A 16,441-nucleotide genomic window follows, 5' to 3' on the forward strand; every position below is an offset into this window, starting at 1 on the left:
AAAACAAACCATTTGCTTCAGGTCTCATTTGCTGGCGTCCTAAAGCCGATACCGCTCAGCTGCGAATTGGGCGGATGCTGGGGAGGAGATTGGGAATGCCTGAGTACTTGTCCAAAGGCTCGATACGCTCGGACGTCACACGCCGTAACGTCTTTTTCGGAGCGGCAGCAATGACCGTTGCGGCTGCATGTCCAGGACGGGCAGGGGCTCAAACCTATCCGAGCAGAAACATCACTCTGGTCGTGCCTTTTACGCCGGGCGGGTCGACCGACATCCTGGCGCGCCTTCTGGGGCAGAGGCTTGAGACCGCCCTGAAACATCCTGTGATCCTTGAATCCAGGCCAGGTGCCGGCGGTTCTGTCGGCGTGGGATCGGTGGCTCGTGCTCCCGCGGACGGCTATACTTTGGTGATGGGACATATCGGCACCTTCGCGGTCAGCCCCGCTCTTTATCCGAAGCTGCCCTACGATCCTCAAACGAGCTTCGAGCCCGTCAGCGGGATCGCGAATGTGCATAACATGCTCGTTGTTCATCCGGAGGTTCCAGCGAAGACGCTCCAGGAGTTGATCGACTACGCCAAGAAAAATCCTGGCAAGCTGAATTATGCGTCCGGTGGCATTGGCAGTGCGGCTCATATTGCGATGGTGGCGCTCGCTGACCGGGCGGGCATCACGATGACCCATGTACCCTATCGCGGAACTGCTCCTGCCGTGACGGATCTGCTCGGAGGACGCGTGCAACTGACCTTCACGGGTGCGCCGAATCTGGTTCAGCATGTGGAAGCTGGAACGATGCGGGCTCTTGCCGTTTCCGGATCGTCCCGCCTCAAGGCTGCCCCCACTGTCCCGACGGTCGCAGAATCCGGCTTTCCTGGGTTCGAGGCGTCCCAGTGGTATGGAATCATGGTCCCGGCCGGCACTCCGAAGCCGGTCGTCGATCAGCTCAACACCGAGATCAGAACCGCCATGGCGGCTCCCGAGATCTCCGAGCGCTTGTCTCAGGAAGGGGCCGAAGTCTGGACGAATACCCCAGGAGAGTTCCGTGAACACATCTCCAAGGAGATGGCGCGGTGGGGAGACCTCGTGAAGCGAACCGGGATTAAGCCTGAATAATCCGCGGCAGAACGGCTTGGGCCTGCAGACTCCATGGAAAAGCCAGCGGAACACGCAATCTTATCAATGGATGGGCCTGATACCAGATCGCCCATCGCCAGTGTATCGCGAGATGCATCAGAGCTGAATCAAAAGGCATGAAATGCCGAAAAGGGAAGGAAGAACCATGCGACGTAGGACTGTTCTCACTGCAGCCGGCGCTGCAGTGGCCATGCTGGCCCTCAGAGGGGCAGCATCGGCTCAGGAGACGATGAAGATCGGCCTGATCCTGCCGATGACGGGCTCCTTCGCTTCAACGGGCCGTCAGATCGAGGCGGCGGCGAAGCTCTACATGCAGCAGAGCGGCGATACGGTTGCGGGCAAGAAGATCCAGCTGATCGTCAAGGACGATACGGGCGTTGCCGACGTCACCAAGCGCCTGGCGCAGGAGTTGATCGTCAATGACAAGGTGGGCGTCATTGCGGGCTTCGGCCTCACACCGCTCGCGCTCGCGCCCGCGCCGCTTGCCACCCAGGCGAAAGTGCCGGCCGTCGTCATGGCGGCCGCCACCGCCACGATCACGGAGGCCTCGCCCTATATCGTCCGCACCAGCTTCACGCTCCCGCAGGCCACCGTGCCGATGGCGGATTGGGCGTCTCAGAACGGTATCAAGAAAGTCGTTACTCTCGTATCTGATTACGGCCCCGGCATCGATGCGGAGAAGGCGTTCTCCGGTGCCTTTGGTGCCAAGGGTGGACAGGTGGAGAGCCTACGCGTTCCGCTCGCCAATCCCGACTTCTCGCCGTTCCTGCAGAAGGTTGCCGATGCAAAGCCCGATGCGCTCTTCGTATTCGTTCCTTCGGGCGTCGGAGCGCAGTTCGTGGAGCGTGGTCTCGACAAGAGCGGCATCAAGCTCATCGGCCCCGGTGACGTGACCGACGACGATATTCTCAACGGCATGGGTGATGTGGCTCTGGGCGCCATCACGACGCAGCATTATTCGGCAGCCCATGACAGCCCGGAGAACAAGGCCTTCGTCGAGGCGTTCAAGAAGGCCAACAACGGAATGCGCCCGAACTTCATGGCGGTGGGCGGCTATGACGGCATGCACTTGATCTACGAAGGTCTGAAGAAGACGAACGGGGCAGGGGGCGAGGCGCTGATCAATGCCATGAAGGGCATGAGCTGGATGAGCCCGCGCGGGCCGGTTTCCATCGATCCGCAGACCCGGGACATCATCCAGAATATCTATGTGCGCAAGGTCGAGCGCGTGAACGGCGAGCTCTACAATGTCGAGTTTGCCACGATCGCAAACGTCAAGGACCCGGTGAAAGCCGCCAAGTCCAACTGATCGAACCAAAGCTCCGGAAGCGCTGTCCGCATGGCAGCGCTTCCTCATGCATTTCTGGAGAGAACGGTGCTGACTATCCTCTTCGATGGCGTCGCTTATGGCATGTTGCTGTTCGTCCTGGCCTGCGGATTGGCCGTGACGCTCGGGCTGATGAACTTCGTCAATCTGGCGCATGGCGCCTTTGCTATGGCCGGCGGCTATGTGACAGCCGTCTTGATGAACCGCTACGGCGTGCCGTTCCTCGCAACGCTTCCGCTCGCCTTTGTCCTCCCCGCGTTGGCGGGCCTCGTGCTTGAGCGGACACTCTACAAGCAGCTCTATTCGCGCAGTCATCTCGATCAGGTTCTTTTCTCGATCGGGATGGTCTTCATGGCCGTTGCCGCTGTGGATTACAGCATGGGCTCGCAGCAGCAGCTGATCCAGCTTCCGAGCTGGCTTCAGGGGCGTGTCGCGGTGCTCGGCATCCAGGTTGGCCTCTACCGCAGCTTCATCATCGCGATTTGCGGCGTGCTCGTCGTGGCCCTGCAGCTCATCCTGACCAGGACCCGTTTCGGCAGTCGCCTGCGCGCCGCCGTCGATGATCCGCGCGTTGCCCGCGGGCTCGGGATCAATGTGAGCGTGATCTTCGCCACGACCTTTGCGGTCGGCTCAGGCCTTGCCGGGCTGGGCGGCGCGCTCGGCGCGGAAATCCTGGGGCTCGATCCCACCTTCCCGCTGAAGTTCATGATCTATTTCCTGATCGTCGTGACGGTGGGTGGAACGACGAGCATCACCGGTCCCTTCCTGGCTTCCCTGCTTCTCGGCATCGCCGATGTGGCGGGCAAATATTACGTCCCGAGTCTTGGCGCCTTTGTCATCTACACCCTCATGATTGCCGTTCTCATTCTTCGACCGCAAGGACTCTTCGCTCGTGCGCGCTGACCTGATTGGAAAAATCTCGATGCCATCGAACACGGCAGATCTCGTCCGCAAGAGCTTGATCCGGAAGGCTCGATGGGGCATTGCCGAGATTGCTTTCTGGCTTGTGGCGGCAGCAACGCTGTTCTTCCTGCCCGGACGCCATCTGATCCTCAACGAGATTGCGATCATTGCGCTGTTCGCTCTCTCCCTGGATCTCATCCTCGGCTATGCAGGCATTGTATCACTGGGCCATGCGGCCTTCTTCGGGTTTGGCGCATACGTTGCCGGTATCTTGGCAAAATATGGCTTTGCCGATCCTCTGCTCGGATTGGGAGGAGCAGCGATTGCTGCCGCACTTCTCGGTTTCGCTACCAGTTTTCTCGTCCTTCGGGGAACGGACCTGACGAAGCTGATGGTGACATTGGGCGTTGCCCTCGTTCTCGGCGAGATCGCCAATCAGGCCTCCTGGCTGACAGGCGGCGCCGACGGTCTTCAGGGTGTCACGATGGGGCCGGTCCTCGGGTTGTTCGAATTCGATATCTTCGGAACGACAGCCTACGCCTATAGCCTCACGGTGACTTTCGTGCTCTTCATTCTCGCGCGCAGGATCGTTGTCTCGCCCTTTGGCCTTTCGCTGCGCTCAATCCGCGACAATCCGCTGAGAGCCCGCGCGGTCGGTATTCCGGTCAACCGCCGTCTCGTGGCGATCTATACGCTCGCGGCGGCCTACGCGGGCGTGGCCGGTGCTCTGCTGGCGCAGACGACACAGTTCGTCTCGCTCGACGTGCTCGCCTTTCATCGCTCCGCCGATATCATGCTGATCCTGGTGATCGGAGGCGCAGGCTATCTGTACGGCGGACTCATCGGCGCCGTCGGCTTCAAGGTCTTACAGGACATTCTCTCGGCCTGGACGCCACAATACTGGCAGTTCTGGATCGGGTTGATCCTGGTGGTGCTCGTGCTCGTGGGTCGTGAGCGGTTGACGGATAGGGTCAAAGCCTTGTGGCCGCGATCCAGAGGTCGTGCAGCCGACCACGCGCAAACCCTGCCGGCCACGAAGGCGCAGGAGGTCTGACATGGTAGCAGCTCTTGAAACCAGGGGCCTCGTGAAGCGCTTCGGCGGACTCACCGCGACCGACAATGTCACATTCCGGCTGGAGCAGGGTGCGCGTCATGCCCTCATCGGTCCGAACGGCGCGGGCAAGACGACCTTCATCAATCTTCTCACCGGCGTGCTGGCGCCAACCTCTGGACAGATCCTGCTGGAGGGAGCCGACATCACGAAGATGCGACCTGAACATCGGGTTCAGCGCGGTCTTGCCCGGACGTTCCAGATCAACCAGCTCTTTCCGGCCATGACGCCGCTCGAGACCATCGGTCTTGCGGTGTCGGAGCGCATGGGGGGAGGGCGTGACTGGTGGCGTGTCACCGGCAGCAAGCGTGCTATCGTGGACGAGATCGTCGAGATCGCCCAGCGCTTCCGCCTCACGGATGTGCTCGATGAACGCACCGCGAACCTTGCCTATGGCAAGCAGCGGCTTCTCGAAATCGCCGTGGCTTTCGCATGCCGCCCGCGAGTTCTGCTGCTCGACGAGCCCGCCGCCGGCGTGCCGGAGGCGGAGCGTCAGGAACTGCTCGCGACCGTGGCGGCTCTGCCGCGCGATGTCTCGGTGCTCCTGATCGAGCACGACATGGATCTCGTCTTCAGCTTCGCGGACCGGATCTCCGTCCTCGTCAACGGTGCTCTCTTTGCGGAGGGCAGTGTCGAGGATGTTTCATCCGATCCCAAAGTGCGGGCGGTCTACCTCGGGGAAAGCGTCGATGAGTGAGCTTCTCAATCTGCAGCAGGTCTCCGCAGGTTATGGCGACGCCATCGTCATCTCCAAGGTCGACCTGCGTCTGCAAACGGGCGAGTCGCTCGCGGTTCTGGGGCGGAACGGAACCGGAAAGACCACGCTGCTCAACACCATCATCGGGGTCACGCGCCACAGAGGCGGCACGATTGCTCTGACGGGAAAAGATCTGACCGGCGCGCGCCCTGATAAACGAGCGCTTGCCGGTATCGGCTGGGTGCCGCAGGAGCGCAATATCTTCAAGTCGCTGACGGTCGAGGAGAACCTGACGGCTGTCGCCCGCCCTGGACCCTGGACGCCAGCACGAGCCTACGAGATGTTCCCGCGCCTGAAAGAGCGCCGCTCCAACATGGGCAATCAGCTCTCGGGTGGCGAGCAGCAGATGCTGGCGATTGCACGCGCGCTCGTGCTCAATCCGAAGCTCATGTTGCTGGATGAGCCGACAGAAGGCTTGGCGCCCATCATCATTGAGGAATTGCTGGCTGCCCTGAAGCGCATTATCCGCGATGAAGGCATGTCCGCGATCGTCGTAGAGCAGCATGCCCAAAAGATCCTGGGCGTCACGGATAGCGCCATCATCCTCGATCGCGGTACGATCGTCCACGCGGGATCGAGTCGATCCCTTATCGAGAACCCAGCCCCCCTCGAGCAGCACTTGGGAGTGACGGCCAAGAAGAAGCCACGCCAAGCTGCCAGTCGTTAAAACAAAACAGTCGGAGGAACAGCCCATGCAACGCACCAGACCACCTTTCCGGGCCGATATGGTCGGCAGCCTTCTGCGGACGGAGAGGCTGAAGGAAGCGCGGCACAGGCATCACCAGGGCGCACTCTCTGACGCAACCTTGAAGGAGATCGAGGATGAGGAGATCCGCAAGGTCATCCAACGTCAGGAAGACGTCGGCCTTCAAGCGGTTACGGACGGGGAATTTCGCCGCGCTTATTGGCATTTCGACTTCCTGGAGCACCTGGATGGGGTGACCTCGATCGAGGCTGATTCCGGCATGAATTTCAAAGGAGGGATCGGGATCACCAAGGCGCTGAGGATCACGGGAAAGATCGGTTTTTCCGGGCACCCGATGATCGAGCACTTCCGCTTCGTAAAAGATAATACGAGCCGTGTTGCGAAGATGACGATTCCAGGCCCGAGCATGCTCCATTATCGCGGCGGCCGGAAGATGATGAACGCGGGCGTTTACCCGGACATGGATCGGTTCTATGCCGATGTCGGCGCAGCCTATAACAAGGCCGTTCACGCCTTCTACGATGCCGGCTGTCGTTATCTCCAGCTGGATGACATATCCTTCGCCTATCTGTGCGATCCCGAACAGCGCGAGATGCTTCGCCAGCGAGGCGACGATCCGGAGAAACAGCCCGCCATCTACGCCGGCATGGTACGCGAGGCGCTGAAAGACAAGCCTGAAGACCTGACGATCACGATGCATCTGTGCCGGGGCAATTTCCGCTCCACTTTCATTGCATCGGGCGGTTACGAGCCTGTCGCCGAGACGCTGTTCAACGCCATGCCGGTCGACGGGTACTTCATGGAGTGGGACACGGACAGGGCAGGTGGCTTCGAACCCTTGCGCTACCTACCCAAGGGCAAGACCGTCGTCCTGGGCCTCGTCACTTCCAAGACAGGCACACTCGAGAGCAAGGACGACATCAAGCGCCGGATCGACGAGGTGACCAAGTATGCCGATCTCGACCAGCTTTGCCTCTCCCCTCAATGCGGGTTCGCCTCGACCGAGGAGGGCAATATTCTCGCAGAGGAAGAACAGTGGGCGAAGCTGCGGATGATCGTCGAGGTCGCCAAGGAGGTCTGGGGCTGATCTGCCGCGAGAGCCGAGTGTGCTGCCACTAAAGCATCGGACGTGAAAAGTGGACTTGCACTTTTCGATTGATCCGATGCTTTCTCCTTCAATGAGAGCATCGTTGGGCGCGGAAAACCGGATCCACTTTTCGCTGACGCGGACCTTCGGTTCCGCACGATGGACTAGAGAGAGCGCATCGCTTTGGGCGGAAAACCGGGTCCACTTTTTAAGCACGATGCGCTAACGGTCCCGGATCATGCCAGGTTTGAGATCGCGCGTTGATGGGCTTCAAGCCGCGAAGGGGAGAAGCTTTATCGGCCCATGCTCTTCTTTGATCGAAATCATTGACGTCATCTGCTCAAGACGGCCTTACTTGATACACACTATCAGTCAATCATCTCTGGCCTGCTCTTCGTGCGGATCTCTTGATGCCCGGCTCCGAGAAAACCCAATCTCCCGCCTCGCCAGGGTCTCTGCTTCTGACTGGCTTGGCGGGAGCATCCTTGCAGAGGCTCCATGGGGTTGTTCGCCCGGTCCTGGTGATTGTGCCTACCCTCGGGCTGCTCGCCGGGTTCGCAGCGCGTCTTGCCGGCACCGGGCAGTGGTCCGGAACGATCTGGGCCGTGGCGACAATCCCGGTCCTGGGTGCCCTGCTGATCGAGATTGTAGCGAGCCTCAGGCGGGGAGACGTCGGTCTGGATATCGTCGCGGCTCTGTCGATGACAGGCGCTCTCGTCTTCGGAGAGCATCTCGCCGCTGTCGTCGTGGCACTCATGTACGCTGGCGGTCAGTATCTGGAGAGTTTTGCGGAGCGCCATGCCAATCGCGAGATGACCGCCCTCCTGTCCCGTGTACCACGCACTGCCATCCGCCATCGCAACGGCAGGCTCGAGGAGGTCGGGCTCGATGCGGTCGTTCCGCAGGATCGCCTGCTCGTGCGCCAGGGCGATGTGGTGCCGGTGGACGGCGTGGTGACGGAGGGGATGGCTGTTCTCGACCAGTCGGCGCTGACGGGCGAGTCGGTTCCTGTGCAGAAGGGAGTCGGAGAGCCTGTGATGAGCGGTGTGACGAATGTCGGCGGTGCGTTCGATCTGTCCGCCACCCATCGCGCTGCCGAGAGTACCTATGCGGGTATCATCCGCCTGATCGAGGCGGCGCAGCGCTCAAAGGCGCCCATGGCCCGCATGGCCGATCGGTTCGCGATATGGTTCCTGCTGTTGACGATCGTTCTCGCCGGCGGAGCTTGGCTTTGGACCGAAGATCCGATCCGGGCCCTGGCCGTGCTCGTGATCGCGACGCCGTGCCCGCTCATCCTCGCTGTGCCGGTTGCCATTGTGTCGGGCGTGTCGCGCGCCGCCAAGGCCGGTGTGTTGGTAAAGGGCGGGAAGGCATTGGAGACGCTTGCCCGTGTGCGCGCTCTCGTCATCGACAAGACAGGCACCCTCACGCATGGGCGGGCCGAGCTCGTCGAGATCCGCCCGCTCGCCGATGTGCACCCTGCGGAGATCCTTCGACTCGCAGCATCACTGGATCAGGCCTCCAAGCACGTCATCGCTCGTGCTCTCGTGCAGGAGGCGCGGGCCCGGGGACTCGATCTCTCCGTTCCCGCGAATGTCGAGGAGATCCCCGGAGAGGGAGTGGAAGGAAATCTCGATGGCCGTCACGTCGCAGTCGGTGGCGTTCACTATGTGGCCCAGCGGACCCTCGGCGCCGGGCAAGCTCTGGCGAATGGTGATCATCCTGTGGGGGCGGTGCTGGTCGCCGTTGCCGTCGATGGCCGCATCTTGGGCCTTCTTGTGCTGGCCGATCGGTTGCGGTTGGGGGCGGCGGAACTGATCGAGGACCTGCGTCGACTTGGGATCAGGCGAATCGTTCTGGCTTCCGGCGACCGTCAGGAGGTTGCCGAGGCGGTGACGTCCGGGCTTAACCTTGACGCTGTTCATGCCGATCTGACTCCCGACAGCAAGATCGGGATCGTGCAGGCGGAACGGCGACGCGGGCCCGTGATGATGGTCGGTGACGGAGTCAACGATGCCCCGGCGCTCGCAGCTGCGGATCTCGGAGTTGCCATGGGCACCAAAGGTGCCGCGGCCTCCGTGGAAGCGGCCGATGTCGTTCTGCTCGTTGATCAGTTGGACAGGATCCTGGGTGCGATCCATACGGCGCGTCGATCCAGACGCATTGCCCTCCAAAGCGTGTATGCCGGGATTGGCCTTTCCGCTGTCGGGATGGTCGTGGCCGCATTCGGCTACCTGACACCTGTACAAGGCGCCCTGATACAGGAGGCAATTGATGTCGCTGTCATCCTCAACGCCTTGAGGGCGTTGCGCGGGTAGAGCTTTAAAGCAGGTCGAGGATGAGGGCTATGCGATCTACGCGCCCTCCACACGCGGTGTGAACAACAGCGTTGTCTTCCATCCCGACAACCTGCTGGTGACGGATGTCCGCGTGCGTCGCGTATTGCTGCATGCCACCAATACCGATGAAATCGTCTCGACCTTGTTCACGACCCATTACTCGAAGGCCACGTCGGTCATTGCCAAGACCGCACTCGGCTATGTGGATCTCTTCTCGAAACTCACTTGCGACCTTGAGGAGGCGAAGGCGCCCCTCGACGAGGCCGGCTGGAAGGTGGGAGCAGAACGGTCTGCGCCGGAAGGACGGGCGCCCTGCTACGGGATCGGTACCGTCGGGCCTAGAGCCCACACCATTGAAGCCGCAGAGAAGATCCCTGTCAGGAGCAGAGTGCTCAGCAGAATTGTACCGACAGGGACGTGCATGCACTTCCTGGCAAGCCGCATGGCTTCCCGGTGGTCGGACGCGCATGTATCGGGATTAACGGCCATGGTTTGTCCCCTCTGCTTTTGTCCATCGGAGCAGGGCCAAGATCGGTCGATCATCTTCTACATGGTCGGAGAACCGCGTGCGTTCATCCAGGTTAAACGTAGCTGCAGTTTTCAGCACCTAACCACATGTCCGGAGTCCACAAGTTAACCTACTTGATGGCGCAGCCTCCGGAACAGCCGCAGAGAAGGCCCGGCACGAGGAGCAGAAACCATGCCGCGCTACGTCTTCAACGCATACAGTGGAATATGCTATGCGCAGGACTTCGAGGTTCACGATCTCCCTGACCTGGAGGCCGCCCGCGGCAAGGCCCGGACGATAGCGAAGCATTTCTGGGCTTACCTGCCAAGCAGCCTACGGCGGGAGGCTCTGACGATCGAGATTGTGGAGGAGAAGGGTCAAGAGTTTATGGCCCTTCGTTTCGCATCACCGCATTAGCCTCCTTCTAGCGCATCGTGCGGAACCGCAGGTCCGCGTCAGCGAAAAGTGGATCCGGTTTTCCGCCTCAAACGATGCGCTCTTCAAGAAAAGGAGCCTCGGGCCCGCTCGAGGAAGTCTGCCTCGAATGGTTGGGCTGCCGTCGTGGATTGACTGCGCCGGCGAGATGTCATTGGCCTTCAGGCGAATGCCTGCTCACCGACATTGCCCAAGCTTGGCCATGCGCGATGACCTATTCCGTACCGCACAGCGCCGTGACCTTGTCTACGGCAATCAAGAGCCTATGCTCGTCATTTCCCCCATTGGTCTCTGAACGGGCTCAAAAGTATCATCCTCCGCAATTGCCAGTAGAAATGCACGGCAGGGCCACAATGCGATTCCGTAATGGATCGCCGTCAATGTGAGGCACCGAAGCGGCACATTGCAGCTGCGTTCAGGCTATGCGTCGTGAGCCATAGCCATCGCTGTAAAGCATGAAGCGACCAGGGATTTCCTATGGTTTGGCAAAGGAAGCAGCACTCTCGTGCGACACATCGCGAGAGGATTACCCCAGCTACCTCCGGAGGTACGAGGTGGTGGGGCATGGTTGGCGCTCTGGTTGCAGGGGGCGTCATGGTGTCTCTATTGCCCGATTTTGCAGAGGGCAGGCGGAAAACGGAAGAGCGCTCCTCGAGTTCGACAGATGCGTACTCCAACACCGACGGAGCCCATATTGGGATCTCGGATCCGCCCATTTCGATTCCCTCGCTTGCTGGCAGGTGGCAAAATCTGCCTCTGCTCGCGTCACAGGAACCTGATGATATCGCCGTGGGTGGCGAGGTTGAGGCTCTTGTACTTCAAGTAGCGTTTGACCGGGAGAGAAATCGTGCCGACGCTGCACAGTTGCAGGTAGCATCCCTTCAGGGACAGATCGCCAGCCTGAAAGAAAAACACGAGGTGTTACGGGAGCAGGCGGAGAATGCATTGCTCAAGGCAGCCGAGTCGCATGAGAAATTGGAAAACTTGCGAGCGAGTGTCGTTGAAGCCCAGAAAGCAGAAGAGAGCGAGAGGGAAAAGGCTAGTGCCGCGCGTGAACAACTAGAGGCCGTAAAAGGTCAGCTGGCTGCCACTAGGCAGCAGGAGGACGAAAGAACTCTCCGGGAGCAGCTTGCCCGCCGAGCAGCAAACGAAGAGTTGATAGCTGAGTATCGAAGAGCAGCTCTGAAGGAGAGGGAGGAGGCTGTTTCCGCGCGTGAAGAACTAGAGTCCGTAAAGGTTCAACTCGCTGCACTCACAGCGCAAGTCAGTGATGGGATGAAGACCAAGGGCCAATTGGAGATGAGGCAGGATCAAGATTCTGCTGATCCTCTTTTCAAAAATCGCGAAGAGCTGCCTTTAACAACTCCGAATCTCCAACTGCCTTTGGAGACAAATACACCTCCAAAGGCGCGGGGGGAGGATGCACAGCATGGTACTCGTCAGGATATCGATAAAAGCGGAACAAACGGCAGGGCCCGGCAAGTCTCTCTGCAGCCTGGAGCAAGATTACGGGCGAGACCGGACAGTCCAGACAGTAATGCAGCGACTGCGCGAGTTCTCAGCCGCAAGTACCGGACGGAGCCTGAGGCAGCAAACGTGGCCAAGTGGAGGCGGGAGTCTCCAGGCCAGCGCTTACAGTCAACCGAGAAAGCTTCGCCCAAAGCAAGCCAGCGACCTCGTTTGCTCACCCAGGATGTTCTTGTTGTACGCAGTCCTGGCGCCCTTAGTCTGCCGAGTGCCCTGCTGCCCGACGATGGACTTTGGTGAAGCCCGATCAACTCCCGGTCAAGGTGGCGGCACCAATGATCCAAGACATGCAAGAAGTATATGAATTCCGGAAATTACTAGAACGCGACCCAGTCCGAAGCGGATCCCTTGAGGCATTCCAACCGGCACCTTCCAAACGTCATCTTCGCGGCCTGTGCGCGAGCAGGGCGTCTCCGGGAGAAACGTCAAATCAGAATTAGGCGATCGAGACCTGCGCGGGCGTGTGTGTCTCGGGTAATTACCAGGAGGAGCCATGCATCGCGTATCAATCGTTTCACTCATCGCGATCGCGATGCTGGCAGCTCAGCCTGTCTTCGCCAAGGGCGGAGGAGGTGGAGGCGGCGGTAAAGGCGATCGCGGAAGTCAGGGCAATGGCGGGGATGGAGGAAAAGGAGGTGGAGGCCAAGGTAATGGAAACAGCGGACGCAACGGAAGCAACGGCAACAGCGAAAGAAATACTGGAGGAACTGGCAATCAAGCCGGCGCGAATAGCGATAGCAGAACAGGCGGCCGTAGCGCTGGTGGTGAGGGAAGTCAGGGTATAGGAAAAGGCAACAGCGGAAATAGAGCTGGCGGCTTGAACAGCCTCAGCACCGGCGGGGCAGTTATCACCAACAGTGCCAGGACATCCGGGGGAGTGCCCGCCGCAGCAACCAATCATATGACAGGCGCATCTGGTGTGCAGGCAGCTCCGCGTGCGACGACGCTAACAAGCGCAATACCTGCATCGGCATTGCCGACAGCGCCGGCGGGCAGTGCCAACTTGAGTTTGCCATCTCCTCTTATCCCGCGCTTCGAGCCATCCGGTGCCGAGAGGACCGGCTTTGTTGACCCGCTTGCTCCGCGAGCTGGCACCCCAAGCCGAATGGTCCAAGCCTGTCGCGCCTCCATCGTGACGGCAGCGCTTCCTTATGGAGCGATAAGGGTGGAGGCGGCGAGCGCCGGGCGAGCCATCCGTATGCCAGACGGAGGATTTACAGCACCAATCGAAGTGCGTGTCATGTACGCGCGGGCGAATGCACGTCAGATCCGCCAGTCTCAGGTCGCATGTCGGCTGAATGCCATCGGAACGGTCGTGGCTCTTAGCTAAACTTCGTTGGCAGGCTCCTCGTTATGCGCAGTAGAGTGTTTGTGTTGGGCGGCCTGAAGAACTCGGGGCTAGAACCTCGGACGTGAAAAATGGAATCCACTTTTGGGATCGAGCCGGTGCTCCCTGCATAGAGCAGCGCATCGTGCATTCTGTTTTCAGCGGGGGCGCGCTGCAATCTCTCGCTTTCAACACTTGCGCGAAGCATCAATGCCTGTCCGTTGGCACGATGCCCAAGGAGAACGGTTCATCACTTTTTGGCGCAAATCGCCCTAGCGCGCATGCCGCCTTCGTTCTCACTCACGGAGAAACAAAACACACTGTTCTCATCCATGGCTAACTGGTCGCCACGGTTGCATGTACCGCCAACGGGATATTCGTCATCATCGCATCGGACTGTGCATCGTCCTCCTGGCGCGCATTGCTGAACGAGAACCCGAAGGATGGTGCCTGTCATCCCGGACTTGCCCTCAGGTCCCATAGGACCGGGAGGTCCAGGTGGACCCGCCACCCCGGTGGGACCCGCTGGGCCCAGAGGGCCGGGCGGACCTGCCTGTCCCTCAGGCCCCTGTGGTCCATCTGGGCCGGGCGGACCGGCTGGTCCAGGAGCCCCCGTCGCGCCAGTTTCTCCTCGGGGGCCAGGAACACCCTGCGGCCCCTGAGGTCCCTGGTGACCTGCAAGCCCTTGGGGCCCCTGCGGTCCTGGCGGTCCAGGAGGTCCTTCCGGTCCAGGAGGTCCCGGAGGACCAGCGGGTCCAGGTTGTCCGTTGGAGGTCACCTGCCCTGGCGGGCCTGGTGGCCCATCGGCCCCGGCCGGACCTGCGGGCCCCTGAGGCCCGGGCGGACCTTGCGGGCCAGGAACACCGGGAGGCCCTGGGGGACCAACTGCAGCAGGCTGCTCGATGGATGCCTGTCGAGGCATGGCCTCGCCTCGCTGCCCTTCAGGTCCTCTCTGGCCGCAGAACCCAATCACGGCCTCGCGCTGCTCATCGTCCGCCCGAAGTGTGATAATGCAATCGGCAGGATGGTAAATGACACGGAAGGCAAAGCGCCCGCTCGCATCGCTTCTCGTCTGATGTTCGCTGTCGAGGGTTAGCGCAGTCTGACGTGGCCTGCTCAACCGGCCAGTAACACGCAGTTCGCCCGCCGTAATCATTGCTTGATCCACAATGATATCCGCCATTGCCGGACCAGTGCTTAGGGCAATTGCGACTCCAACGAGCAGGCGCTCGAGCATGGTCACCTCCTCCGCCTTCCTGGAGCCTCGGACCCAAAAGTGGATTCCACTTTGGGGATCGATCCGATGCATCCTCTTTCAAGCCGAGCATCGTTGAAAGCGACCCGAAGGGCCGCGCTCGCGAATAACCGGGGCCGCTTTTTAAGCACGATGCTCTAGGTGAGCTTTGCTTGGGAGTGACCCGTAGTCAATTCTCGAACCAGGGTGCAACAGCAGTATGCCCATAGCTCAAAAGACCTATTGGCGGCGGTCATCTCTTGGCTCAACGAAGGCAAGCACAAGGTCTCTGGAGAGTTTGAGGAACACGAGAGTGCAGGGACGATGAGCGCAAGCAGCTTCGGACTGCCATTGCTCTCTGCAAGAAACGAAGGGCCACACTCGTCATCGCAAGGATGGATAGCTTTCTCGCAATCTTGCGTTCATTGCGAACTTCATGAAGAGCGGCGTGGAGTTCGTGGCCTGTGCAACCCACAGGCCACTAAGCTCACCATCCATATCCTTGCTGCTGTGGCCGAACACGAATGCGACATGATCGCTAGAGCATCGTGCGGACCTCCGGTTCCGCTCTCAACGATGCTCTCATTGAAGGAGAAAGCATCGGATCGGTCCCAAAAGTGCAAATCCACTTGTGGGTCCGAGGCTGTAGACTACCCACCCCCAACCTTCAAAAGGGCTCAAGCCCCACGAGGTTGGTGGGGGCGATGCTGTGCAGTGTAAGCGGTTTCTGAGGGCCCCTCGATGCCGCAGACATGCCTGGGTCCCATCTGCGACCTGTGATCCAGTGGGTTCCCGTAAGGACCGGATTCCTCAGGACTTCCAATCGGCCGCACGAACATCGTCTCTGCGACTGACTTGGGGCGACGAGCCAGCTCGTCTCAAGAAAGGGCCGATCTCCTGGCAGAGAAGCCGGATTCCTTTACTGCTTCTCGGGCGAAGTAGCGCAAAGAGGCCTCCACCTCCAGATTTGGGAAGTTGACGTGCGGCCCGTATTCGGCGCGGAGCCCACGAAGCATCATCGCCCAACTATACTTGGTGCTCCCGCGAATATTCCGGTGAAACGTGTCGGGTCGCTCCGGTCGTGAGGACAGAGCTGTTCGGTTGTGCCCCGAGAAAGGGCGCGATCTCAGTTCGCCGTTCAGAAAGGGGCGAAGCACGAAGCAGAAGTGCCGCTCTTCGGCTGCGTGTGGGATAGGATGTGAGACAGGCGGGCCGCGACATTGCCTTAAGCATCTGTAATACTCACGGATTTTGTCGCAAAATTAGGTGGCGGAGGGAGAGAAACGGGGCTCGAACATTCTCCTGAAAGGAGCCAAATCGCTGGCAGGCTCTGGAGAATACTGCAAGCTCCAACTTCTGCTGGGGGAGGGTGAGCGGACCTTATAGCCGCGACGGGTTGCGTTACGAATCCGAATGGGCGCTAATTGAGCTGCTCCTGCCTGAGCCGCACGCCCGCGGACGCACACGGCGTTGTCCGCCCGAGAGATCCTGAACGCCATCGTCTACGTGCTGCTTTGCCTTCTGATTTGCCGCCCAGGAGCACTGTCTTCCGCTGATTTAGCAGGTGGCGTGACCCCGGTCTATTCGAGGCCATCAATCATCTTCTTGTTATGGCGTATCGCGAGCGAGACGGGCGGGAGGCCTCGCCCACAGCCGCTGTGCTTGACTGCCAAAGTGTAGAGACCACTGAGAGCGGCAGCCCAAGAGGCAATGAACTGCTAAGAAGATCAAAGGCCGTAAGTGTCAGGTGACGATCGACACCAACAGACGCAGACCGGTTCTGTAGACGCAGCCCGCCGATATTCAGGGTCGGGATGGCGTACCTATGATCTTTCGCGTGTCGTGGCGTTCATTTCCGTTCACTGCCAGAGCGTTCAATGAAGGCGGCTATGCTGGCGAGGCCCTCGCCCAGCTCTGCCGGATACGACTCCGATGAACGTATTGCTGGAGAAGCGTTCCAACATGCACAACCGCCTTCAAATTTCGGCAGATCACGAAGCAAGATCTTGAGGGACGTCTTACCGTCATCTGCTAGAGAAAGCCCAGC

12 protein-coding genes and 1 pseudogene are annotated in these 16,441 nt (G+C 60.2%); all 13 read left to right on the forward strand.

The window, feature by feature from the left end:
- The first annotated feature begins 95 nt into the window (after positions 1-95).
- Positions 96-1,112, forward strand: a complete 1,017-nt coding sequence (locus DC522_RS03065; protein WP_116527234.1) for a tripartite tricarboxylate transporter substrate binding protein — start codon at positions 96-98, stop codon at positions 1,110-1,112.
- Positions 1,113-1,278: 166 nt separating this feature from the next.
- A complete protein-coding gene (locus DC522_RS03070) occupies positions 1,279-2,442 on the forward strand; it encodes an ABC transporter substrate-binding protein (RefSeq protein WP_116527235.1) in 1,164 nt (387 codons plus the stop codon).
- 66 nt (positions 2,443-2,508) lie between these two features.
- A complete protein-coding gene (locus tag DC522_RS03075; protein ID WP_116527404.1) occupies positions 2,509-3,363 on the forward strand; it encodes a branched-chain amino acid ABC transporter permease in 855 nt (284 codons plus the stop codon).
- A 19-nt stretch (positions 3,364-3,382) separates the two neighbouring features.
- Entirely contained in the window at positions 3,383-4,417 is a 1,035-nt protein-coding gene (locus DC522_RS03080) for a branched-chain amino acid ABC transporter permease (protein ID WP_116527236.1), read from the forward strand.
- A gap of 1 nt (position 4,418) precedes the next feature.
- Complete coding sequence (locus tag DC522_RS03085; RefSeq protein WP_116527237.1) at positions 4,419-5,171, forward strand: ABC transporter ATP-binding protein; 753 nt, start codon at positions 4,419-4,421, stop codon at positions 5,169-5,171.
- Positions 5,164-5,898 (forward strand): ABC transporter ATP-binding protein, encoded by a 735-nt coding sequence (locus tag DC522_RS03090; RefSeq protein WP_116527238.1) that lies wholly within the window; start codon positions 5,164-5,166, stop codon positions 5,896-5,898. The genes DC522_RS03085 and DC522_RS03090 overlap by 8 nt, the downstream gene beginning before the upstream one ends.
- A 25-nt stretch (positions 5,899-5,923) precedes the next feature.
- A complete protein-coding gene (locus DC522_RS03095) occupies positions 5,924-7,024 on the forward strand; it encodes a 5-methyltetrahydropteroyltriglutamate--homocysteine S-methyltransferase (RefSeq protein ID WP_116527239.1) in 1,101 nt (366 codons plus the stop codon).
- A 410-nt stretch (positions 7,025-7,434) separates the two neighbouring features.
- Positions 7,435-9,342, forward strand: coding sequence for a heavy metal translocating P-type ATPase (locus DC522_RS03100; protein ID WP_116527240.1), 1,908 nt, complete (start codon positions 7,435-7,437; stop codon positions 9,340-9,342).
- Positions 9,343-9,400: 58 nt separating this feature from the next.
- Positions 9,401-10,000: an ABC transporter substrate-binding protein gene (locus tag DC522_RS03105; RefSeq protein WP_245443933.1), complete on the forward strand. Its 600-nt coding sequence runs from the start codon at positions 9,401-9,403 to the stop codon at positions 9,998-10,000.
- A gap of 63 nt (positions 10,001-10,063) precedes the next feature.
- Positions 10,064-10,288, forward strand: coding sequence for a hypothetical protein (locus tag DC522_RS03110; RefSeq protein ID WP_116527242.1), 225 nt, complete (start codon positions 10,064-10,066; stop codon positions 10,286-10,288).
- Between the two features lie 582 nt (positions 10,289-10,870).
- On the forward strand, positions 10,871-12,073 hold the full coding sequence (locus DC522_RS03120) for a hypothetical protein (protein WP_116527244.1): 1,203 nt from the start codon (positions 10,871-10,873) through the stop codon (positions 12,071-12,073).
- A 332-nt stretch (positions 12,074-12,405) separates the two neighbouring features.
- A complete protein-coding gene (locus DC522_RS34585) occupies positions 12,406-12,618 on the forward strand; it encodes a hypothetical protein (RefSeq protein ID WP_165820033.1) in 213 nt (70 codons plus the stop codon).
- Between the two features lie 3,145 nt (positions 12,619-15,763).
- Positions 15,764-16,294: pseudogene (locus tag DC522_RS35745) on the forward strand (transposase); the annotation flags it as partial.
- Positions 16,295-16,441: the final 147 nt, after the last annotated feature.

Source organism: Microvirga sp. KLBC 81 (assembly GCF_003075415.1).
Taxonomy (GTDB): domain Bacteria; phylum Pseudomonadota; class Alphaproteobacteria; order Rhizobiales; family Beijerinckiaceae; genus Microvirga.

What these genes read in the sequence shown, in the direction of transcription:
- DC522_RS03070 (WP_116527235.1), top strand. Translation starts at nt 1,279, where the DNA reads ATGCGACGTAGGACTGTTCTCACTGCAGCCGGCGCTGCAGTGGCCATG.
- DC522_RS03110 (WP_116527242.1), top strand. Translation starts at nt 10,064, where the DNA reads ATGCCGCGCTACGTCTTCAACGCATACAGTGGAATATGCTATGCGCAG.
- DC522_RS03090 (WP_116527238.1), top strand. Translation starts at nt 5,164, where the DNA reads ATGAGTGAGCTTCTCAATCTGCAGCAGGTCTCCGCAGGTTATGGCGAC.
- DC522_RS03065 (WP_116527234.1), top strand. Translation starts at nt 96, where the DNA reads ATGCCTGAGTACTTGTCCAAAGGCTCGATACGCTCGGACGTCACACGC.
- DC522_RS03120 (WP_116527244.1), top strand. Translation starts at nt 10,871, where the DNA reads ATGGTTGGCGCTCTGGTTGCAGGGGGCGTCATGGTGTCTCTATTGCCC.
- DC522_RS03085 (WP_116527237.1), top strand. Translation starts at nt 4,419, where the DNA reads ATGGTAGCAGCTCTTGAAACCAGGGGCCTCGTGAAGCGCTTCGGCGGA.
- DC522_RS03095 (WP_116527239.1), top strand. Translation starts at nt 5,924, where the DNA reads ATGCAACGCACCAGACCACCTTTCCGGGCCGATATGGTCGGCAGCCTT.
- DC522_RS03080 (WP_116527236.1), top strand. Translation starts at nt 3,383, where the DNA reads ATGCCATCGAACACGGCAGATCTCGTCCGCAAGAGCTTGATCCGGAAG.
- DC522_RS03100 (WP_116527240.1), top strand. Translation starts at nt 7,435, where the DNA reads ATGCCCGGCTCCGAGAAAACCCAATCTCCCGCCTCGCCAGGGTCTCTG.